Below are 22559 nucleotides of genomic sequence, written 5' to 3' on the forward strand. Positions count from 1 at the left end.
TCATACATTTTTGTCCCTGTGCTACACAAACACACCACAAAAAAGTTATATACTTCTCCTAACAAAACAAAAAGGAGTTTCTTATGAAAACTTTAGCAAAAATCTTTTTCGCATTGCTTTTAGGCACAACACTTGTTCAGGCAGCCGCATTCTCCAAGGATGCAAAATTCAGAACAACAGCAGTACATATCACCGCAGACAAACCGCTTACTACCGGTTCCAACACACTTATTGTCACTATCAAGAAAAACGGTAAACCTGTCACTGATGCAAAAGTAGCACTCAAAGCCTTTATGCCAGCCATGCCGGGGATGCCTGCTATGAGCTCAAAAGCAAATGCCCAAAATCTTGGTAACGGAAAATACAAAGCAACACTCAATCTTGCAATGAGCGGAACATGGCAACTGCATATATTTATCACACCTAAAACAGGAAAAAGGTCTCGTGTTAAAACAACATTAAACTTTTAAAAGGCAAAAAAGATGAGAAAAAAGATTATTTTACTTTTTCTGCTGTTAGTAACAATTCCGTTGTTTGCCAATGCAGAAAGTCTCCAAACACACACGCTTCTGGGATTGTTACTCGGAGCCTTTGGAGCCGGATTACTGCTTACTTTTACTCCCTGTGTACTGCCTATGATTCCGATTCTCTCAAGTATCATAGCCGGACAGGGTGAAAAGCTTACCAAGAAAAACGGTTTACTCCTCTCTGTTGCTTATGTTCTTGGCACAGCACTGACCTATACACTTATGGGTGCTCTTGCCGGGGCTACAGGTGAACAGCTGCAATCCTACTTTCAAAATATCTGGGCGATTGGTATTATGAGCTTTGTCTTTTTTCTGCTGGCACTTTCTATGTTTGGTTTTTTCAACCTGCAAATGCCCTCTTTTATTCAGTCAAAACTTGACAGTCAAACCCGTAATATTAAAGGCGGTACCTTTTTTGCCGTTTTTTTGCTCGGTTTACTCTCGGCCCTTATTTTAGGAGCCTGTGTCTCGCCTGTCATTATCTCATTTCTAAGTGTTGCCATTGCACAGGCAAATCCTGTTTTGGGAGCAGAGATGATGTTTGCACTCTCTCTTGGTATGGGTGTTCCGCTCTTACTCGTTGGTCTGGGTGCCGGATATCTGATTCCAAAAGCAGGCGCATGGATGGATTATGTAAAGTACTTTTTCGGTATTCTCCTTTTAGGTGTTGCTGTAAGTATATTTTCCGAGCTTGAACTCTTTTCTTCTTTGTATCTGTGGGGTGTTTATTTTATAATAATCGGCGCATTTATATATCCCTTGGCAACAACAGATGAGTCCTTGACGCTATGGCAGAGGTTTTTAAGAACTCTGGCAATACTGTGTCTTGTTTGGGGAACTATCAGCTTGACAGGAGCTGCTATGGGGCATGACAACATATATATGCCACTCAAAAGCAACGCTGTACAACAATCAACATCAAGTTTGCAGACGGTTACAAAAACACCTTCTCTTTTTACAGAAGTACCAAACCTCAAAACAATGGATGAAAAATTAGCGCTGGCAAAACAAACCGACAAGCCTGTATTTGTCTATTTCCATTCAAAATATTGCAAGGTTTGCAAAAAACTCGATGAAACAACATTCAAAGATCCAAAAATTATTGAAATTCTTAATAATAAATATATTGCCTTAGTAGTTGATTTGTCTGATAAAAGCAATAAAGACACACTGGCTATTAAAGAAAAATACGGTGTTTTCGGCTATCCCGCATTCTTGCTCATAGAGAGTGACGGAACACCCCAAACGGATTCAATACATTACGGCTATGAAGGTGCAAAAGAATTATTTGATGTACTTGATTTAAATGCAGAATAACAAAAAAGGCATTCTTATGAAACACAATAAACACTCTTTATCAAGAAGAACTTTTGTCAAAGGCGTTGTCGCTTCAGGTGCAATGCTTTACGGAATAAACCTCAACGCTTCAACCGACACAGTTAAAAAGCGCAAAAAGACCGAAGAACTCTCAGGAACGGTTTTTAATCTGTCTATAGACAAAACCCTTGTCAATGTAACAGGAAAACCCTCATATGCTACGGCAGTCAATGCTATGCTGCAGGGTCCTACACTCAGATGGCGCGAAGGCGACACAATTACCTTACATGTAACCAACAATCTCAACGAATCCGCCTCTATTCACTGGCACGGTATCATTTTACCCTACCAAATGGACGGCGTTCCGGGAATCAGCTATGACGGTATCGCGCCGGGAGAGACATTTACCTATACCTTTACCGTCCGTCAAAGCGGAACCTTTTGGTATCATTCCCATTCTGCTTTTCAGGAACAGACAGGTGTTTACGGCGCCATTGTCATAGAACCAAAAGAGAAAGATCCCTATGAATACGACAAAGACTATGTTGTCCTTTTATCCGATTATTCAGATGAAAAACCCGCAGCTATTTACCGAAAACTGAAGCTTTTTCCTGATTATTATAATTTTAACAGAAGAACTGTCGGCGATTTCTTTTGGGAAGTCAAAGACAAAGGATTTGTTGAAGCCTTTAAAGCACGTCAAATGTGGAATAAAATGCGTATGTCAGACAGAGATCTCTCTGATGTAACAGCCTACACCTATACTTTTTTGATGAACGGGCAAAATCCGGCAACACGTTTTAGGGCACTTTTTCAAAACGGAGAAAAAGTACGGCTTCGATTTATAAATGCAGCCGCAATGACGTTTTTTGATGTTCGCATTCCAGGGCTTACAATGAAAGTTGTTGCAGCAGATGGCAATAATATACAGCCTGTGGATGTGGATGAGTTTCGCATAGGTGTTGCAGAGACATATGATGTCATAGTCGAGCCAGAAGATGACAAAGCCTATGCTATTTTTGCACAAAGTATAGCAAGAAAAGGCTATGCACTCGGAAACCTCTCAACTGATGCAAATATATTGGCAGAAGTGCCGCAAATGGATCCGCCGCAAGCACTTACAATGCTTGATATGGGCATGAGTAAAGATATGGCACAGATGAAAAGTATGGATATGGCAAAGAAACAATCAATGCCATCTCTACAAAAGCCCATTCCCCTTACAAAACTGCCAATACGATGGGATGTCGGCACAACCATGCGGGCAATGAATCCGCAGTACAGACTCGATGACCCGGGTGTCGGACTAAGAAACAACGGAAGAAAAGTATTAACCTATGCAGATTTACGCTCTTTGCGCTCTACAAAAGAAGACAGATATCCAGACAGAGAGATCGTTTTGCATCTAACAGGAAATATGGAGCGTTACATGTGGTCTATTAACGGTATTCCTTATCATGAAGCGGCACCTTTGGAGTTTCATTACGGCGAACGTCTGCGTATCACTTATATAAATGACACTATGATGAACCATCCAATGCATTTGCATGGCTTATGGAGTGATCTTGAAACCGGTGATGAAAATCATTTGGTACGCAAACACACTATTATCTCACAGCCCGGTTCCAAAATAAGCTTTCGTGTCACCGTGGATGCAAAAGGTGCATGGGCGTACCACTGCCACTTACTCTATCACATGACAGATATGTTTAGAAAAGTCGTGGTTGCTTAAAGGATTTATGATGAAAAATATACTCACAAAATTAACACTTTTAACGACTCTGGCAACGCTCTCTTTTGCCGGTGGAGGTGGTGATACCCTGCGTGCAACTTTTACCGCTGACAACCTGGAGTACCAGACAAACAGCGAAAAAAATCTTTACTGGGACACCTATGGATACATTGGCTATGATCTCAACAAACTCTACTTCTACAGTGAGGGAGAAAAGCCCAACAGTGGCGATGCAAGCAGTGAAAATCAACTCCTCTACTCCCGTGCGGTTGCCCCTTTTTGGGATGTGCAGGCCGGTATCAGTTACGATATAGCCGGATCAAACAACAAAACATGGGGCGTTCTTGCTCTCTCCGGCCTGGCTCCTTACTTTTTTGAAACACGGGCAGCTTTACTTTTTAGTGACGATGGCAATATTGGTCTGAGAATTGACATGGAATATGAGGCACTCATCACCCAAAGACTCATCCTCACACCAAAATTTACACTCGATGCCTATACAAAAGATGCCCCGACTATGGGTTACGGTTCAGGCATCTCAAATCTTACTCTCGGCGCAAGACTTCGATATGAATTCAGAAGACAGTTCGCCCCCTATGTCGGCATTGAATGGGCAAAAAACTTTGGGACAACAAATACCTACTCTCCGCTTAATGAAGCTTATGCGACTTTTGGTCTTCGATTTTGGTTTTAATTCGCTACTAAACCTGTAAGCTTTTTTTGGCTTACAGTATTTCCTCACAAACTCATCACACTTTTTTGATACCGTATCAATATCTTAAGTGTTGTTTTGCATTTCAAAACTAATTTTAAAACTTAAGAATAAGGGGTATATTATGTTAAAAATGTTTTTTTTACTCGGTATCAGTCTCGTCACTTTTGTAACAAATGCTTACGCTATTCCGGCATTTGCAAGACAGATGGGAATCTCGTGTAATGCCTGCCATTCACAAAACGGATTTCCTGCGCTCAATCGTTTCGGACGAAGCTTTAAGGCAAGCGGCTACACAATGGTCGGTGCACAAAAGTCGATTTATGATGACCAAAACGGGAAATTTCTTTCACTGACAGACACACTCAACCTCTCTTTGAATGTTAAAATCGGGTATGTTCAAGGAGAAGATCCTGCCGAAGCAGCCCAAATTCAGTTTCCACAGGCTCTTGGCTTTATGATAGCAGGGCGTGTTGCCAACAATATTGGTGTATTTACCGAAATCGGTTACGAATCAGAAGACGGAAATGATCCTGTATTTCAACTCGCTACTTTGGTAGTGCCTGTTGTCTATGAACTTCCAAACTATACACTCGGAACCGTATTTTACCGAACAAGTGAATTTGGAGCAGCCGCTTCTTATGACACACTGGCAACCGGTTCCAAAGCAAACGGGCAGACACTTGAAGCTGTTTCTGTCACATCTGCGCAGTCTTACATTGTCAATAATGCAGGAGGAGAAGCTGCCGCAGAAGGTATCGGCTTTTATATTGCAAGTGATTTATGGTACGGTGTTTACTCTGCCTATGTACCAACTGTCGGTACCGTCTCAGGTGTTACACCCGCACATTACGCTTCCCTTGCTTTTACACCACAGGTCGGCAACTGGGATCTTGGCATGAGCACTCAAATCTGGTGGGGAACAGCCTCAAGAGATGATGCCAATACTTCTTTACCAAAAATAGAAGATAAAACAGACAAATTTGCACTGAACTTTCAGGCTATGGGATCCGTTGACACACTTCCTGTGAGTGTTTTTCTCACCTATGCCCAGGCAAAACAAGGCAGTCTCTTTGCACAGACTCCAAACAAGGTAAAAGCAGCTACCATTATGGGTGAGATAGCGCCTGTTGCGCATATTCTTATGTTCTCAGCAGGCTACAGGGCGGCAGACAACGGTGCATATACAAACTCTGCAGACAATGCACAACTTCTGGCTGTCAAATATTTTTACAAAGAAAATGTGCAATGTCAGTTTGATTATGTCTTTAATCAAAATTCTCAAAAACGCAATGAAATATACTTTACATTACGTGCAGTTTTCTAACACTTCCTTTTCTTCTGTCATGCTATAGACTTTTCTCCTCCATAGCATGACATCTTTTACGAAACTCACAAATTCACCACAAACTCTTACTATACTTTTCTAAAATAAATTCTAAAAGGATGGAAGATGATTTACAAAACACAAACGAGCACTCCTCTTGAAACAGTCAAAGCACAGCTTGAGAAAAAAGCAAAAACATTGGGTTTTGGTGTATTGGGGTCTTATGATTTTCAAAAGATATTGAAAAGCAAGGGATTTGAACTTAAAACACCAATCACAGTGTATGAACTTTGCAATCCTCCTGCTGCAAACATGGCACTCAATGCCATTGCCGACATTTCCGTGTATCTTCCCTGCAGAATATCCATTTACGAACAAAACGGTAAAACGGTTCTGGCGACAATCGGCATAGAAGAGATGCTCAATGCAGTCGATGTAGACGAAGATTTTAAACAGCATATGAGCGAAATTTTCAATAACTTGCGTACTCTTATGAGTGCTTTTTAAAGGAAACAGTATGTTTGAACATGCAATGACAGGATGGGGGTTTACAATGGGTTTAGGATGGATTATACCGTTGCTTTTAATTTTTGCGCTTTTTTATTTTATCAACAACAATAACAACACTGACAGAGAATCGGCACGAGATATTTTAGACAGAAAGTATGCAAACGGCGAAATAGACGAAGAAGAGTACAAACGAAAAAAAGAACTGCTGAAACACTGATTTGGAGGTGTATTATGAGTGAAAAGAAAACAGAAGAAAACACAGAAGAAGAAGAAAATATATACTGTATTGATGATTCCTGTGAAATAGGCAATGTATTTTATACCTGTCCTATGCATCCGGAGATTCACCAGGACCATCCCGGGAACTGTCCAAAATGCGGCATGACCCTTGAAAAAGAGGTTGAGGCACTGCCGACGATTAAGACACAGTACACCTGTCCCATGCATCCCGAAATCATCCGTGATGAACCGGGAAACTGCCCTATATGCGGTATGCATCTTGAACCTGTCACCGTACAGGCCGAAGAGAAAAACGAAGAACTTGACGATATGAGCCGCCGCTTTTTGATAAGCACCGTTTTGTCAATTCCTTTGTTTGCCCTGGCAATGGTTCATGACATTACTCCGCAGTATATTCCCTCCTGGCTGAGTGCGCAATTAGTACAGTGGATTGAATTTGTTCTGGCAACGCCTGTTGTACTTTGGGGTGGCTGGCCTTTTTATGTCAAAGGCTACCAGTCGGTAAAAACATGGAACCTCAATATGTTTACACTCATTTCCATGGGTGTGGGAGCCGCCTATCTTTACAGTATCGTGGCTCTTTTCTTTCCTGAAATTTTTCCGCCTTTAATGCACACAAAAGAAGGTGTTGTCCCTGTTTACTTTGAAGCAGCAGCCGTCATTACCACCCTTGTTCTTTTAGGACAGGTGCTGGAACTGCGGGCAAGAAGCAAAACAAACACAGCCATCAAAACACTCCTGAATCTTGCGCCCAAAAAAGCGCATAGAATTATAGATGAAGAAGGAAACGAAGAGGAGGTAAATCTCGAACTTGTACATGTAGGCGACAAACTAAGAGTAAAACCGGGAGAAAAAATTCCTGTTGACGGCATTGTTATCGAAGGACAAAGCAATATTGACGAGTCTATGATTACAGGAGAACCTGTTCTTGTGCAAAAAACAGTAGGCGATACACTCATAGGGGCTACCATCAATAAAAACGGCACCTTGGTTATGCAGGCGACAAAAGTAGGCTCGGATACGATGCTTGCACAGATTGTCCAGATGGTAGCACAGGCCCAGCGCTCCCGTGCACCGATCCAACAGCTTGCCGACACGGTGTCAAGTTATTTTGTACCTGCAGTTGTCATTTCAGCGGTACTTGCTTTTACAGGCTGGTATATCTGGGGACCGTCTCCGCAATTGGCGTATGCCGTTGTCGCTGCCGTTTCTGTTTTAATTATTGCCTGCCCGTGTGCCCTCGGCCTTGCTACACCGATCTCAATTATGGTGGCAACCGGTCGTGCGGCACTCTCGGGTATACTGATTAAAGATGCAAAAACACTTGAAACTATGGAAAAAATAGACACTCTCGTAGTAGACAAAACAGGAACACTGACTCTTGGAAAACCAAAAGTGACTGATTTTCTCACTGCACCCGGCTATGATACGCAAGAGCTTATAAAATATGCTGCTTCACTTGAGCGTGCCAGTGAGCATCCTCTTGCACAGTCTGTTATAGACTATGCAAAAGAGTCAAATATTTCACTTATCAATGTAGACAATTTTGAAGCGGTGCCCGGCAAAGGAGTCATTGCCAAAATTGACGGTAAAAAAATAATTCTGGGCAGTGAAAAACTTCTGCAGGAACAGGGTATCTCTATCGAGGAGGTCCAGACAAAAGCAGATGCCATGCGCAATGATGCAAAAGGTATTATTTTTATGGCAATAGATGATAAATATTGTGCAATTATTGCGATAGAAGACCCTATAAAAGAGACTTCTGTTGAAGCTGTACATACATTGGAAAAAGAGGGCATAACAGTTGTCATGCTCAGTGGAGACAATGAATTTACAGCCAATGCTGTTGCCAAAAAACTTGGCATTTCAAAAGTATATGCCAATGTCCTGCCAGACGGCAAGGCAGATGTTGTAAAAGAGCTCCAAAGTAATGGAGCACGCGTTGCTATGGCCGGTGACGGCATTAATGATGCTCCGGCACTGGCACAGGCAGATGTCGGAATTGCCATGGGAACAGGTACAGATGTGGCTATTGAGAGTGCGGGAGTCACTCTTATAAAAGGCGATCTGCTGGGTATTGTAAAAGTACTGCGGCTCTCTCGCGCCACAATGCAAAACATCAGACAAAATCTCTTTTTTGCTTTTGTGTACAACAGCGCCGGCGTCCCGATTGCGGCAGGTGTACTCTATCCGTTCTTTGGGATTGTACTCTCCCCTATTATTGCCGCAGCAGCTATGAGTTTCAGCTCTGTTTCTGTTATTGCAAACGCACTGCGTTTAAAAAATGTAAAACTGTAATCAGGAGGTATAATGAAAATTGTTTTACTGACGCTCAGCACTTTTGTACTCTTCATAAGTGCCTGCAGCGATGAGAAAAAAGTTGCTAAATCTTCGGCGCCGGGGATGAAATGCGGCTCCGGAAAATGCGGCGCAAATATGTTTGACGGCAGTGCAGCACTTGTCAAAAAAAAGAAAAATATTTTAGCACAGATGAGACAGGATGATCCGCGTCAAAACTGTGTAAAAAATGCAAAAAGTACAAAAAAAATGTATGATTGTGTAAGAGATCCCAAAACACACATTATGACACTCAAATGCGGGGAAGGCAAATGCGGTGCAGCCATGCCGGCACCCACAATGAAATGCGGTGCAGGGAAATGCGGCGGTTCCATGAAATAGTTCTTAGTCGAGAACTATTTTCTCTTTAAAAGAAACGATATGCGCATCCAGATGCAGTTTTTTATTTAGCATTTTCTTAAAAGCTTTTTGACTCTTGAGTTCTCCATGTACCAAGAAGACTTTTTTCAAATCTTGCATACTCGAGATCCACTCTAAGATTCCGTCTCTGTCCGCATGGGCGGAAAATCCGTTAATTGTATGAATAGATGCCTTGACAACAATATCTTCTCCCAAAACATTGATCCATTTTGCTCCCTCGACGATTTCACGTCCCAAGGTTCCCTCAGCCTGGAATCCTACAAAAATCACGGCATTGCGTTTATCCCAGATTCTGTGTTTAAAATGGTGTGTAATGCGTCCGCCGTTGCACATTCCTGCTCCGGCAATGATGATAGCACGGCTTCTTATATCATTTATGCTTTTTGAGGCTTCAGGTGTTTCTGTATAGACAAGCGAATCAAAATTAAAAACGGTTCCGTCTTCTTGCACATTTGCCTGACATTTGTTTGTCAATTCATTCACATATTTTCGATATACGGCTGTTGCCCGCGTTGCCATGGGAGAATCCAAAAACACTTTACATTTTGGCAACTCTCCGCTCTCATGCATCTCTCTTAAAATACACAGCAACTCCTGCGTACGTTCCACCGCAAATGACGGTATCAGCACATTTCCACGGTTATTGAGCGTTTTTACAATAACCTTTTTAAACTCTTTGATTGTTGCATCAATTGGCTGATGGTCTCTGTCTCCATAGGTTGTTTCAACATACAGACTTTGTGTTTTGTCACATTTGTTTAAATTTGGCATGACAAGGCCGTTATCATTTCCGATGTCACCTGAAAATACAATAGTATGCGAATCACTCTTGTCCATGTAAGAGAGTTCGATAAAAGCGGAACCTAAGATATGCCCTGCATTACGGTAGACAAAACTCACACCTTCGCATAAATCATAATATTTGTCATATTCAGGATTGACCCACTCTATACTTTGAAATGTTTTTTCCACATCTAAAGGCTGATAGAGTGGTTTTGAAAGTTTTTTTTCTCTTCCTTTGCGCAGTGCTTTTCTGTACTTTGTTTGAAAATCTTCACTCATTATTTTCGCACTGTCCATCAAAATAATCTCTGCCAAATCCATTGTGGCGGCAGTAGCATATATTTTTCCCTTAAAACCCTCTTTGACCAGTTTGGGAATCCGTCCGATATGATCAAGATGGGCATGTGTCACCAAAAGATAATCTATACTCGAGGGTTCAAAATAAAAGGCCTCTTCGTTTTTCTCTTCATCTTCGCCCTGAAACATCCCGCAGTCTATCATGATTTTCACGCCATCAATTTTAAGGACATGACACGAACCTGTCACCTCTTTTGTTGCACCGTACGATCTCACTGTTGCCATCACAAATCCTTTACATGTAATCTACATGTAACGATTATACGCCAATATTTCTTAAAAATCTGCCAAACTACTTTCTTGGTATAAATTCAAGGACACTTGCATTGATACAAAACCGTTTACGTCCATCGGGCAAAGGAAAAACATGCCCCAAGTGTATACCGCTTTTTTTTGCAATAATTTCAATCCTCTGCATACCGTAACTGTTATCTTCTTTTTGTATTGTCGCACCGTCAACCGCCTTGTAAAAACTGAGCCATCCGGTTCCTGAATTAAACCTGTCACGTGTGTCAAACAGCACTTCACCGCTGAGTTTGTCTACAAATACACCCTCAGGCGTATGTTTAAATATATCATACTGTTTGCAAAAGCGGTTATCCGTGCCCTGATTAAACGCTACCTTGTAACTCTCGGAATTTTTACCCAGTTTAAAATCACCCAGGGCTTTATAAAATTCTTTTTCATTCATAAAACCGACATGACCGGCTATTTCTTTTCCATCTTCTATAAAAAGTACAGTAGGCGTTGCATAAAGTTTTGTTTGTATTGCAAAGCCTTTCAAATCACTTGCCAAAACTGTCCGCATCGGCACTCTACCTTTGTAATTTTTTGCCATCTCTGCATCAAATTTTTCACAGTAGGGGCAAAAATTAGGACTTTTGATGACTAAAATCTCTTTGCCTCCCAAAGGTGTTACAAAATCATGTTTTGCTTGTTCTTTTTGAAACTTGACACCGGTAGCATGGTTGGGACAATACCCATGAGGATGTTTTTGCAGATAATCCTGATGGTAGGTCTCTGCCGTATAAAAATGTTTGAGCGGTTTTATTTCTGTCTGTATTGTGCCAAAGCCCTTTTGTCTTAAAAGCTTTTGATACACCTTTTCTGTCTCGTGAGCAATTTTTTCCTGTCTGGGTATTGTGTAAAAAATGGCGCTTCTGTAATTGTTGCCAATATCATTGCCCTGTCCGTTTGCCTGTGTCGGGTCATGCAGTTCCCAAAAAGATTTTATCAGTGTTTTTGCATCTGTTTTAGAATTGTCATAAACGACTTTGACCGATTCGGTATAGTTGATGATTTTTTTGCCCTCTTTGGTGTAACGGTTTTTCAGTACCTTCTCATAGGTCGGATTAGGATAATTCCCGCCTGCATAACCGGATTCGGCACTGATAACCCCCTGCATATGTTCAAAATGTTTTTCAACACCCCAAAAACATCCTGCCGCAAATACTATTGAGACTATCATGACTTTTCCTTCTTTAATTGTTCTTTGATAACATCCGCCACACGAAATGCGTTTGCATAAATCGTCCAGGTATAGGGAACGCTCCCGCCTGTGGGCATAAAAGAGGCATCTGAGACATAGAGATTTGCCAAATCATGGGCTTTGCAGTTTTTATCCAGTACCGATGTTTTTGCGTCCTTGCCAAACCTGCATCCGCCCGCGACAAGATTTGGAGGCGGTGCAGAAGAGATGGAGTAATCAATCTCCTCACACCCAAGCTTTTGCAACACTTTCACTGCTTTTTGTGCCAAATATTCTCCTACTTCCAGGTCATGCGGATGTCCGTAGAGATTTATAACCCCGACAGGTACACCGTATTTGTCCCTGACTGTATCATCCACACTCACAAAGCATTTATCCGTAGGCAGCCAGTCGTTAAAGACTTCAAAGGTCAGTACTCTTGAGCGTGTTATGCGTTTTTTAATTTTCTTGGCAAGGGCATCACCCCACAAGAGATTTCCGTTTTCATCATAAACTTCCCGCATCACACGGGAAATAATATTTTGATGCTCAAACAAAAAGTCAATCGTTCCGCCTTTTTGCATCTTTGCATTCATTTCAAAATCATACCAGTCCTGCAAAGAACGGTTGAAAAAAACACCGACTTCCATCAGCTCTTTTTGCTGCTGCGGTGTCAGTTTTTCAAAGACAAAGCGTCCGCTGCCGCTGCCGCCTGCAGAAAAAATAAGATTTTTCCCGACTTCGCCGCTGGAGTTTGCCAAACCATTTGGAAAATGCTCGTTTTTAGAATTAAGCAAGAGTCGTGAGGTCTCAATCGCCTGTGCCGCTACAACAAAAATTTTTGCCTGCACAGAGTGTCTGATACCGCGTTTTGTGTAGTAGTACGCCCGTGTCACTTTTTTATCATTGCTTTGAAGTTTGTACACAAAAGCATCTGTAATGATTTTTGCCTTGCATTTTTGCAGCAAAGCGGCACGACCGCTTCCCTTTGCTCCGCTTGCACAGCCGTAACTGCCGCAAAAATTGGAATAGTAACAGGCATTGCGTCCAAGTGCATTTTGGGACAAGATGGCACGCGGTGTGGGTATCGGGGTATAATGAAGCTCTTTGCATGTAAGGTCAAACCATTTTGTTACACCGTTTGTCTGCAACTCAGAGTAAGGCAGATCTGCACTTGAGCGCGGTTCAAGATGTTTGTGTTTGACAATTTTTCCGCTCACACCCACAACTTTTTCAACCTTGTCATAATACGGTTCCAAATCTTCATAGCTGATCGCCCAGTCAACAATATTTGCCCCTTTGATCTCACCGTATACGCTCTTGAGTTTAAAATCATTTGGCTTGAGTCTGTGAAAATATCCACTCATCAGGTTTGAGGAACCGCCCACCATAGAGCCGTTCCAAAAATTCCAGCCCGATGCTTCCCCGTCATAACGGGTAAAACTACCGTCTGCGTTATACTCATTTATAATATGTTTTTGTTCACTCAGCGGCGGGGTAAACATATCACGTCGTGTGACGGCTATTTCATCTTTGTTAAAATCACGCTCTGTATAGTTTTGCCCTTTTTCCAAAACGACAACACTGAACCCGGCATTGGCAAGTTCATAGGCGATTGGTGAGCCGCCTGCTCCGCTGCCGATTATACATACATCAACCATTATATCTCTGCCATTACATGTAAGCCTTTTGCGGTCTGGGTTGTCCGCCTTTGAAATTGAGCCATTGCCAACCGGCTTCTTTGTTGTTTCCGCCATATACAGGGTCACCGAGCATTGCTTCAAACATATAGTTCATCACATCATAAACAAAACTCTCTCCCCACTCTGTTTGTGTTATATTCTCAAGAATACTTTGCCTTTGCATTGGCGAAAGCTTTGTATACTCTTGTCTATAGCTTTGAATGGCTTCTTCATTCAGCCATTTCACACCGTTTTTTAAGAAAGTTTTATCCGCATCGCTTATGCGGCTGTGATGAAATATTTTTTGCATGTACGGAGCAGTTTGTATCCCTAAATGCTGTGCCTGAGGGAACAGGTCTTTGTGTAAAAGGGTGAAGGTTTGCAAGGGTGTTGTCACGCCAAAAAGGGTGCATCCGTCCATTAAAAAAACGGCACCAGAAAGAAAACTTGCCTGTAAAAATTTTCTACGAGAAAAGGTCATCAAAAAAAGAACCTTTCTTTTTTGGTTTATAAGAGGATGTCCGTTCATCCACAAAATCAGGATCCCCTTTTTCAAGCATCTCTTTTGAAGGTTTTTGTATATGTTTTTTAGGCTTTTTCTCTTTCACAAAAGTTTGTGTAACTGTACCTGCGGTACTGTGAGGAATACACATCATAGCCTCCTTCTTTTTAATTATTACAACTATTATACTCAAAAAGTGTGTAATAATTGTGTAACACCTTTTTAGTTTATCAGCATTTCTTCAAAATAACGTTCAACATCCATGTATGTTTTTCCACTGTTGTCTCTGAAAATAAGATTCTCTTTTTCAAGTTGTTTTATATGGTGTAAGCCCATCACAGCGAGCAGGTTTCGTATTCCAAAAAGCAGCTGTTCATGATATGATGCAATGTTTCTTGCTTTTTTCTCTATCAAGAAAGAGGCTCTTTTTTTCTTGTCCTGTGTTGCCAGACCGACAGGACAGGCACGACCGTGTGCCCCTGAACACTCCCGTGCTCGGATACATCCGGCACTCATCATAAAAGCTCTTGCTATGGCTACATAGTCCGCGCCCAAACCGAACAGGACAACAGCATCATCAGGTGTCAGTACTTTTTCGCTTGCAATGAGTTTGACTTTTTGTCGTGCGCCTACTCTTCTTAATTCGCTATCTGCTATATAAAGTGCCTTTGCAATATTCATGCCGACACTCATCATCATCTCCAGTGGTGCAGCACCGCTTCCTCCGTCTCCGCCGTCTATGGTAATAAAATCAGGATAGGCATTTGAACCGGCAGCAAGGCGCTGTTGGATAAGATTTGCATACTCTGTAAAATTCTCCTGGGATGAAATCACAAGCTTGATGCCTACCGGTTTTTCAGACAAGGCTTTGAGCCTGCCCGTAAAATCAAAAAGCTCTTCTATCGTATGTGCAAAAGGAAACTGATTTGGACTGAAAAGATTTTTGTGTGCTTCTACCCCGCGATAATAGGCGATCTCTTCGCTTACCTTGGATGCAAGCAGTTTCCCTCCGGTCTGCTTTGCTCCCTGTGCCATTTTAATCTCTGTCATTTTACAAAAACGCATTGTCTTTTGGTAGCGTTCCTCGCAGAAATTTCCTTCTTTGTCCCGCACACCGTAGAGTCCGCTTCCCATCTGAAAAATAATATCAGGCATATCATCAGGCACCTGTGAAGGAAAAGTGCTCATAGGCGCATCCCAGTTAACCCGATAAAAGACCAATTCCGTTTTATCAAAAAGATAACTGTCAGGAGCAGGAGTTGTCACAACCATATGTTTGTATACCTTTTGTGCAGTGGCCGGGTTGATCAAAAATTTTACAATTCTATACACATTTTTTGCAAAGAAAGTTCCCTCTTGGATTTGAAAAAATTGACACTCTCTTGTATATTTATGGGTATAAAAAAAGTTTGAAGTCAGACTGCCTTCTCCTGTATTGATAGGAAATTTTCCAAGATAAGCCCCTTTGGTAAAAGCACGTGTTCCCTCAGGAGAGATAGCCCCGTCACTCATAGCACTCCGCCCGAGAACAGATCTTGTTGTAAAAGGCTTGGGAGAATCTTCTCCAAAAGTTACAGAAAAATCATCGCTCACATCTTCTGTATTAAGCACACAGTTGGCATTTTTAATGCCCAGTCTTGCCGTTTTTTGCGGTTGTCCGGGAGAAAAAGAGGCATAGGCGGATTTTCGTTCAGCCGAGTCATATACCCATTTGACCTTGTCAAACGATTCATAAAATTTTTCATCACCAAAATATTGACGCATCGGGTCACGCAGTGCATAAAACAGATACCGCAAACGACCGATTAACGGATAGTTAATCAGCAGCTGGTTTTCCCGTTGAATATACCTGTCATAAATAAATAAAACTATAGAAGTTACAATAAAAAGAATAGTTATTGCCTTAAATAGAAACATCAATATTGGGAATTGGATTTCTCCTATTTCATGCGTAAACCTGAATAATGCTTCCATTGTTTAATTTTTTTCTCCAAAAACAAGTCTGTCCAATGAAAATTTTCCTGCACCAAAAGATAAGAAAAGAAATAAAAATGCCATATAATAGAGTGGGATTTCAAAACCGTTATCACCTGCTGCAAAGCCGTTATGCAGATGGACAGTGACTATGGCCACAATCATTATGATAATCAAAGGAATAGAAATGAGTCTCGTAAAAAATCCTAATGTCAACAACACAACCCCTGTTATTTCTGTACTGGCGGCCATGTAGGCATTCAGTGTCGGAAACGGAATACCCATTGAGCCAAACCACTCTGCAACAGACTTCATATCATTCCATTTCATCATTGCCGGTTCATAAAAACCGTATGCTACCAAGAGTCTTGCAAAAAGCAGACTTAACGGCTGCAGATATTCCCCTAAACGTGAAAACTCAAGATATACCTTTTTCAAATTCATAACAAACTCCTTAAGTTGTATGAAAAATTTTACTGCTTTTGTGTGTAATAAGTGTGTATAATCAGGAAAATTTAATGTTTTTTGGAAGAGAGCGTGTTTTTATGCAAGAGCGTATACGATAATATTCATATAACAGAGGAGGCCTCTGTTATAAAATGCCCGCTAGTTAGCGCCGCACTTTCCTTTGCCGCACTTCATACCGCCTTTTTTCTTTTCCTGCATCTCTTTCTTTTCTTTCATCTCTTTCATGGCAGCACCGCATTTCATGCCCGCTTTTTTCATACCGGCACCGCATTTGGAATCACCCTCTTTTTTCATTGGCTTGTCCATTGAAGATCCGCATTTTCCTGCACCGCATTTCATATCGCCTGCACTCAGTGAAACTGCACCGAGTCCTGTAAAAAGAGCCGCGCCCAAAAGTAAAGCTGTAAGATTTAACCTGTTCATATTGTTATCCTTTGATATTTTAAGTTAGAACAATTGTAGCATAAAATATATTACAATTATTACATTAAAAAATTATACATTTTAAATGTGTAGTATCTGTGTAGTGATTATTTAGTGTATAATTTTATAAAAAAAGGCATTCGCTGTGATTTCAGAAAAACAGACACTCAAAGAAGCATTCAAAATATTTTACAAAGAGCATCCAGGCAAGAGTTTTGAAGATTTGCTGGAAAAATTTGCAATCTTCGGCGGTGTAGGATGGGGCGAGATAGATACATCAAAGCCTTCCTATGAGCTTATAGAGAAACTCATACTCAAAGACTATCACTACATTCGCAATGATGTCAGTGAGATTACGGGCGGGGCACCGCTGTATCATGCACTTTTGAGTGCCATTGCCATGGGTGACGGCAAAACACATGCAAGCTACAAGCGGGCAAAACTTGAAAAAGAAGTCGGAGACAAAGCAGTAGAGGAGCTTGCAGCAAGAGGGATTATACGTGTCCAAAAGCCCAAAAAAGAGTTTACCTCCTGGGAAAATGATGAAAAACTTGACAACAAACTCTACTTTACAACACCATTTTTACGTTTTTGGTTTGCATTCGTCTCTCCGCTTTTTAAAGGGATTCGTGACGGCGACTACAGCGAAGTTAAAAAACGCTGGCAAAACAGAGAAGCGGAGTTTGCCAATCTGATTTTTACCCAGCTCTCCCATGAGCTTCTCAAAGATATTTTTGCAAAAGAGGACCCTGTTGAAGAGATTTCAGGCTACTGGGATAAAGAAGCAGAGTTTGACATCTTTACCAAAACAGAATCAGGCAAGACAGTTGTCGGCAGTACAAAATATACAAATACAAAAATCAAAAAGAGTGAACTTACTCGCCTGCAGGAGCTTGCAAAAAAAGCAGGCATTCATGCAGATATATTTGTCATTGTCTCAAAAAAGGGTTTTTCCAGTGAACTTAAAGCTTTGAAAGGACAAAATCTGCGTCTGTTAACACTGAAAAACTTTGCCAAACTGGTAGAATAGTCATGGCCAAGAAAGTATTACTGCTGCATGGCTGGGGAGGAAGCGATTATCCGCACTGGCAAAGCTGGCTTGCGGGAGAGACTGCCAAAGAATACGGCTGTGTCAATTTTTTAAAGTTTTCAAATTTTGATACGCCAAAACTTGCTGTCTGGATGCAGGAGCTTGAATCTGCTCTTGCAGATTTCAAACCAGATATCGTCATCTGCCACTCGCTCGCAAATACCTTATGGTTTCATCTGTGCAATACAAAAAAAATACCCGAAATAGAGAAATTGTACCTTGTCGCACCGCCGAGTCTTACATGTAAGATAAAAGAACTTGAGGAATTTTTTCCGGTATCGGCACCGGCTCAGCTGTTTGCAAAAGAGACCCTGCTTATTGCCTCTACAAATGACCCTTATATGAGTCTGGATGAAGCAAAAGAATTACAGAAAACTTTACATGTAAAGATAAAAATACTCAACAATGCAGGGCATATCAATACAGACAGCGGATATGGAAAATGGGAATGGATGCGCAAAGAGCTGCAAACTGTTTTATAGCTCTCTTACGCGTAAATATCCAACGACTTTGACTGAGAAACACTCGGTTTTACTTCACTCTTCAACGATGTCTCCAAAGCCTGCGCTTTTTGCAAAGTTTCATTGCTCGCCTTGAGTAATGAGGATGTATCACTTTGTGATGAAGAGGAATCTTTGAGTGAACTCGGATCCAGTCTTCCAATCTGAACAGGACTCGGATAAGGTGACTGGAATGTATACTGCGCAATATTCATATCGTCCTCCTTAAGCTGTTTTTCCCAATTATAGCACAAAGCATGTAAAAATTTAATAGACAAGAGTGTAAAATACCTTTATGATTCAATTAACAAATATTTCAAAATCTTTTACCACCCAAGAACTTTTTTCAAACCTCAGCCTCAAACTCAACTCCGGCAACCGTCTCGGGCTTGTAGGACGTAACGGCAGCGGGAAATCGACCCTTTTTAAAATAATTACCGGTGAGGAAGAAGCCGATGAGGGTGAGATTCTCCTGCCAAAAAACTATCGTATCGGCATACTCAAACAACACTTGAGTTTCAGTGAAAAAACACTGGGAGAAGAAGCGGCACTCGCTCTTGGCGAAGAGATGCAGTATGATACCTACAGAGTGGAAAAAATCCTTTTCGGACTGGGATTTAGTGCGGATGATTTGAACAAAGACCCGCTCTCTTTCTCTGGCGGTTACCAGATACGCATCAATCTCGCAAAACTTTTGGTCACTGAGCCAAATTTACTGCTTCTGGACGAACCGACAAACTATCTCGATATTGTCTCGCTGCGCTGGTTGCAGACATTTTTAAGAAGTTTTGAGGGAGAGGTTATCCTTATTACCCATGACAGAAATTTCATGGACGGAGTATGCACACATACCGCAGGCATTGTACGAAAAAACATCAGACTTGTCGAGGGAAATACACACAAGTTTTATGCCCAGCTTGCAAGCGATGACGAACTGCACCAGAAACAAAAGCTCTCTCAGGACAGAAAAGTAAAAGAGCTTGAAGAGTTCATCGCCAAGAACAAAGCCCGCGCGTCTACCGCTTCTTTGGCGCAGTCCAAAGTAAAACAGCTGCAAAAGATGGACAGGCTTGAAGATTTAAACACGGATGCCTCGCTTGCATTTCGATTTAATTACAAAGATACGCCTGCCAAAGTATTGCTTGATGTCAAAAATTTAAGCTTTGGCTACACAGCAGATAAAATACTTTTTAAAGATATCAGCTTCACACTTGCAAAAGGCGAAACCCTGGGCATCATCGGAAAAAACGGCAAAGGGAAATCAACCCTTTTAAACACCATTGCAGGGGAACTCAAACAAAACAGCGGGGAGGTTATCTGCAACACCGCAACTGAAGCTGCCCACTTTGGACAGACAAACATCGCCCATTTAAACCCTGACAATACCGTCATGGATGAAATCTACAATGCCAATGTAAACTTAAGTGAAGCAAAAGTCAGAAGTATCTGCGGGGCGATGCTCTTTAGCGGTGAACACGCCGAGAAAAAAATCTCCCTGCTTTCAGGCGGAGAAAAAAGCCGCGTAATGCTGGGACAGATAATTGCCAAAGATGTCAATCTCCTGCTTTTGGATGAACCGACAAACCACCTTGATATGCAAAGTATTGAAGCCCTTACAAATGCCATCAATGCGTTTGAAGGCTCAAGCATCATTGTGACCCACTCCGAAGAGTTACTGCGCCGTGTATGTGACCGACTCATCATCTTTGCAAAAGATGGCGCTGAATATTTTGACGGCGGGTACGACGACTTTTTAGAAAAAATCGGCTGGGATGAGGAAGAGCAGGAAGAAAAAACGAAAACAGTACCAAAATCAAATCACAAAGAAAACAAAAAACTGCGTGCCGAACTTATACGGGAGCGGAACAAACTTGCTTCCCCGCTCAAGAAAAAAGTCGAAAATCTCGAAAACACAATAATGGAACTTGAAGATACACTTACATGTAAACATGAAGAGCTTATAGAAGCATCCAATGCAGGTGACAGCGCCACGCTCATGGAACTTTCAAAAACTGTTTCGGAGATGGAAAAGCAGGTAGAAGAGATGTTTGAAAAACTTGAAGAAGAACAAACCAAACTTGATACAATTTTAGAAGAGTATACTTTAAAAATAGAAGAAGTAAGCTAAAGCACCCAGACGCTGAATTTTCTGTTTTTGATTTTTCCGTTTTTGAGTTTTTTATGGGCTTCGTCTATCAAAGAATTTTCAATTGCCACATAACTTTGTCTGTCGTACAAATCAATTTTACCGATGCTTTTTCCCTGCAGTCCGGCATCACCTGTTAAGGCTCCGAGTATATCACCGGCACGGATTTTATCCTTTTTGCCGCCTTCTATGACCAAAGTCACGAACTCTGGTTTCATTTCAAAACCCTGCTCTTTTTTAAGCACAGAGACATCTAAAAATTGATGTTTTTCATCATTTTCATATGGTTCAAGCTTTTGTGCCTCATACTCGTTATACAACGTAATTGCAATGCCCTCTGCCCCTGCCCTTGCGGTACGTCCTATACGGTGCGTATATGTTTCTTGGGTATGGGGCAGGTCATAATTGACAACCATGCTTAGCTCTTTTATGTCAAGCCCGCGGGCTGCCACATCAGTTGCCACCAAAACGGGACAGGATTTGTTGGCAAACTGTACCAGCACGTCATTTCTTTCATACTGTTCCAAATCGCCGTGAATTGCCAGTGCGTCTATTTTGTTCCGCACCAAAGACTCTGCAAGCTCTTTTGCTTCAACTTTTGTATTTGTAAAGACGATTACATTTTGCGGTTTATAGGTAGAAAATATACGAATGAGTGTTTCTGTTTTATGCTCTGTTTGATAAAACTCCTGCTTTATTTTATTTTCTATTTCCTGTGCTGTTGTCTTTACATGTAAAGCATTGCTTTGAAGTTTTTTGCTGATTGCTAAAATTTCATCATCATAAGTGGCGGAAAAAAGCAGCGTCTGTCTTTGCTTGGGCACAAAAGAAAGCACAGCATCTATCTCTTCTATAAACCCCATATCAAGCATTCTGTCTGCTTCATCAAAAACAAGAGTCTTGAGATTGCTCAGATCCAGACTCTCTTTTTGCAAGTGCTTTAAAACACGCCCGGGTGTTCCCACGACAACATGTGCCTGATGTGCCAAAGAGCCAAGCTGTCTGCCAAAAGACTCTCCTCCTGTGAGCATCAAAATTTTAATATTATGCTGAAACCGTGCAAGACGGCGCAGCTCTTTGGCAACCTGATCGGCAAGTTCACGGGTCGGGCACAATACCAAAGACTGCACACGAAACTTTTTCACATCCAGATGATGCAACAGTCCTATACCAAAAGCAGCTGTTTTCCCGCTGCCTGTTTTAGCCTGTGCAATAACATCACGTCCTTCCAATACAGCAGGAAGTGCCTGAGCCTGAATGGCAGTCATCTGTGTGTAACCGAGTGATTCTATAGTCTGAAGCATTTTTGGAGAAAGCGGAAGTGTAGTAAAGTTCATTGAGTAGTTTCTTTTTTGTAATTATAGCTAAAATGTCAATTTATAGCCAACACCGTACTCCGTTTTAAGATACTGGGCTTTTGTTCCGGTATCGCCTATTTTTTTACGAATATTTTTTATATGGTTATCCAAAGAACGGTGCGAACTGATAGAGGAGAGGGCATTGACAAGTTTTTCCCTCTGCATAACACTGTTTTTGTTTTTGATAAGCAAGGAGAGGAGTTCAAACTCAATAGTCGTCAGATCAAGCTGTTTTTGTTGAAAATAGACATGATTGTTTTTTATTTCAAAGATTTTTTTTTCGTCTTCTGTTTTAATCGCACTGTTTTTTCCAAGCTGTAGCCATATTCTAGCCTCAAGTTCTTCAAGATCCAAAGGTTTTGTCATATAGTCACTCGCTCCGTATCTAAAAGCCAAAAGTTTTTTCTGTGTATCACTGTAGGCACTTGTCACAATAATCGGCACAGAAGAGTGATTTTTAAGACTTTTCAAGACTTCAAACCCGTCAAAATCAGGCAGATTTATATCAAGCAATACAAGATCAAACGGCTCATTTTTTACTTTTGCCACACCATCAGTCGCCGTAAATACAGCCTCAACAAAAAACCCGCAGTCACTCAAATATTCGAAAATAAGTTCCGAAGAGAGTTCATCATCTTCTACAAGTAATATTTTGCCCTTTTGCATGCGTTATCCCAGTTAAATACAGATTTAACAGATTTTAGTGTAATTTTGCTTAGATTTGT

The 22559-nt window shown here is 41.3% G+C and carries 23 protein-coding genes; 12 read left to right on the top strand and 11 right to left on the bottom strand.

Translation table 11 applies throughout. The features are described from left to right. The first annotated feature begins 83 nt into the window (after positions 1-83). The 9 genes from ACM66U_RS11195 (at position 84) to ACM66U_RS11235 (ending at position 9044) form a co-directional block, all read left to right on the top strand. Complete coding sequence (locus ACM66U_RS11195) at positions 84-470, top strand: FixH family protein (protein ID WP_151899345.1); 387 nt, start codon at positions 84-86, stop codon at positions 468-470. Between the two features lie 12 nt (positions 471-482). Beyond that, positions 483-1844 carry a protein-disulfide reductase DsbD family protein gene (locus ACM66U_RS11200; protein WP_151899344.1) on the top strand — a complete coding sequence of 454 codons (1362 nt, stop codon included), beginning with the start codon at positions 483-485 and terminating at the stop codon, positions 1842-1844. Positions 1845-1860: 16 nt separating this feature from the next. Further along, complete coding sequence (locus ACM66U_RS11205) at positions 1861-3576, top strand: copper resistance system multicopper oxidase (protein WP_418640784.1); 1716 nt, start codon at positions 1861-1863, stop codon at positions 3574-3576. Between the two features lie 10 nt (positions 3577-3586). Then, entirely contained in the window at positions 3587-4270 is a 684-nt protein-coding gene (locus ACM66U_RS11210) for a copper resistance protein B (RefSeq protein ID WP_418640785.1), read from the top strand. A gap of 142 nt (positions 4271-4412) precedes the next feature. Then, complete coding sequence (locus ACM66U_RS11215; protein WP_346389792.1) at positions 4413-5615, top strand: hypothetical protein; 1203 nt, start codon at positions 4413-4415, stop codon at positions 5613-5615. Between the two features lie 126 nt (positions 5616-5741). Further along, positions 5742-6122, top strand: a complete 381-nt coding sequence (locus ACM66U_RS11220) for a DUF302 domain-containing protein (RefSeq protein ID WP_346389793.1) — start codon at positions 5742-5744, stop codon at positions 6120-6122. Between the two features lie 10 nt (positions 6123-6132). Then, complete coding sequence (locus ACM66U_RS11225; protein ID WP_418640786.1) at positions 6133-6342, top strand: SHOCT domain-containing protein; 210 nt, start codon at positions 6133-6135, stop codon at positions 6340-6342. A 14-nt stretch (positions 6343-6356) separates the two neighbouring features. Further along, entirely contained in the window at positions 6357-8663 is a 2307-nt protein-coding gene (locus tag ACM66U_RS11230; RefSeq protein ID WP_418640787.1) for a copper-transporting P-type ATPase, read from the top strand. A gap of 12 nt (positions 8664-8675) precedes the next feature. After that, positions 8676-9044: a hypothetical protein gene (locus tag ACM66U_RS11235; RefSeq protein WP_151899337.1), complete on the top strand. Its 369-nt coding sequence runs from the start codon at positions 8676-8678 to the stop codon at positions 9042-9044. A 3-nt stretch (positions 9045-9047) separates the two neighbouring features. On the opposite strand, the gene ACM66U_RS11240 is transcribed toward ACM66U_RS11235, so the two are convergent. The 8 genes from ACM66U_RS11240 to ACM66U_RS11275 form a co-directional block, all read right to left on the bottom strand. Then, positions 9048-10448 (bottom strand): MBL fold metallo-hydrolase, encoded by a 1401-nt coding sequence (locus ACM66U_RS11240; protein WP_346389795.1) that lies wholly within the window; start codon positions 10446-10448, stop codon positions 9048-9050. A gap of 67 nt (positions 10449-10515) precedes the next feature. Next, the gene (gene msrA / locus ACM66U_RS11245) at positions 10516-11691 is read right to left on the bottom strand and encodes a peptide-methionine (S)-S-oxide reductase MsrA (RefSeq protein ID WP_418640788.1); all 1176 of its coding nucleotides are present in this window, start codon (positions 11689-11691) and stop codon (positions 10516-10518) included. Further along, positions 11688-13352: a GMC family oxidoreductase gene (locus ACM66U_RS11250; RefSeq protein ID WP_418641419.1), complete on the bottom strand. Its 1665-nt coding sequence runs from the start codon at positions 13350-13352 to the stop codon at positions 11688-11690. The genes msrA and ACM66U_RS11250 overlap by 4 nt, the downstream gene beginning before the upstream one ends. Before the next feature lie 13 nt (positions 13353-13365). After that, on the bottom strand, positions 13366-13854 hold the full coding sequence (locus ACM66U_RS11255) for a gluconate 2-dehydrogenase subunit 3 family protein (protein WP_188110009.1): 489 nt from the start codon (positions 13852-13854) through the stop codon (positions 13366-13368). Further along, positions 13838-14029 (bottom strand): hypothetical protein, encoded by a 192-nt coding sequence (locus ACM66U_RS11260; RefSeq protein ID WP_230973282.1) that lies wholly within the window; start codon positions 14027-14029, stop codon positions 13838-13840. The genes ACM66U_RS11255 and ACM66U_RS11260 overlap by 17 nt, the downstream gene beginning before the upstream one ends. Before the next feature lie 68 nt (positions 14030-14097). Further along, complete coding sequence (locus tag ACM66U_RS11265) at positions 14098-15849, bottom strand: glutamate synthase-related protein (RefSeq protein WP_418640789.1); 1752 nt, start codon at positions 15847-15849, stop codon at positions 14098-14100. Between the two features lie 3 nt (positions 15850-15852). Further along, positions 15853-16293 (bottom strand): DoxX family protein, encoded by a 441-nt coding sequence (locus ACM66U_RS11270; protein ID WP_151899332.1) that lies wholly within the window; start codon positions 16291-16293, stop codon positions 15853-15855. Between the two features lie 162 nt (positions 16294-16455). After that, positions 16456-16740, bottom strand: a complete 285-nt coding sequence (locus ACM66U_RS11275) for a hypothetical protein (RefSeq protein ID WP_151899331.1) — start codon at positions 16738-16740, stop codon at positions 16456-16458. Positions 16741-16885: 145 nt separating this feature from the next. Here ACM66U_RS11275 and ACM66U_RS11280 point away from each other — a divergent pair, with 145 nt between their 5' ends. Then, positions 16886-17770 (top strand): DUF234 domain-containing protein, encoded by an 885-nt coding sequence (locus ACM66U_RS11280; RefSeq protein ID WP_418640790.1) that lies wholly within the window; start codon positions 16886-16888, stop codon positions 17768-17770. A 2-nt stretch (positions 17771-17772) separates the two neighbouring features. Continuing rightward, complete coding sequence (locus tag ACM66U_RS11285) at positions 17773-18312, top strand: RBBP9/YdeN family alpha/beta hydrolase (RefSeq protein WP_346389800.1); 540 nt, start codon at positions 17773-17775, stop codon at positions 18310-18312. 5 nt (positions 18313-18317) lie between these two features. On the opposite strand, the gene ACM66U_RS11290 is transcribed toward ACM66U_RS11285, so the two are convergent. Next, positions 18318-18545 (bottom strand): hypothetical protein, encoded by a 228-nt coding sequence (locus ACM66U_RS11290; RefSeq protein ID WP_418640791.1) that lies wholly within the window; start codon positions 18543-18545, stop codon positions 18318-18320. A gap of 80 nt (positions 18546-18625) precedes the next feature. Between ACM66U_RS11290 and ACM66U_RS11295 the strand changes: the two genes are divergently transcribed. Further along, the gene (locus ACM66U_RS11295) at positions 18626-20458 is read left to right on the top strand and encodes an ABC-F family ATP-binding cassette domain-containing protein (RefSeq protein WP_418640792.1); all 1833 of its coding nucleotides are present in this window, start codon (positions 18626-18628) and stop codon (positions 20456-20458) included. Here ACM66U_RS11295 and dbpA read toward each other — a convergent pair. Next, complete coding sequence (dbpA, locus tag ACM66U_RS11300) at positions 20455-21813, bottom strand: ATP-dependent RNA helicase DbpA (protein ID WP_151899326.1); 1359 nt, start codon at positions 21811-21813, stop codon at positions 20455-20457. The two genes, ACM66U_RS11295 and dbpA, sit on opposite strands and share 4 nt — an antisense overlap. Positions 21814-21840: 27 nt before the next feature. Next, positions 21841-22500, bottom strand: a complete 660-nt coding sequence (locus ACM66U_RS11305) for a response regulator transcription factor (protein WP_151899325.1) — start codon at positions 22498-22500, stop codon at positions 21841-21843. Positions 22501-22559 lie beyond the last annotated feature (59 nt).

This window comes from Sulfurimonas sp. ST-27, assembly GCF_048081595.1.
Classification (GTDB): Bacteria; Campylobacterota; Campylobacteria; order Campylobacterales; family Sulfurimonadaceae; genus Sulfurimonas; species Sulfurimonas hydrogeniphila.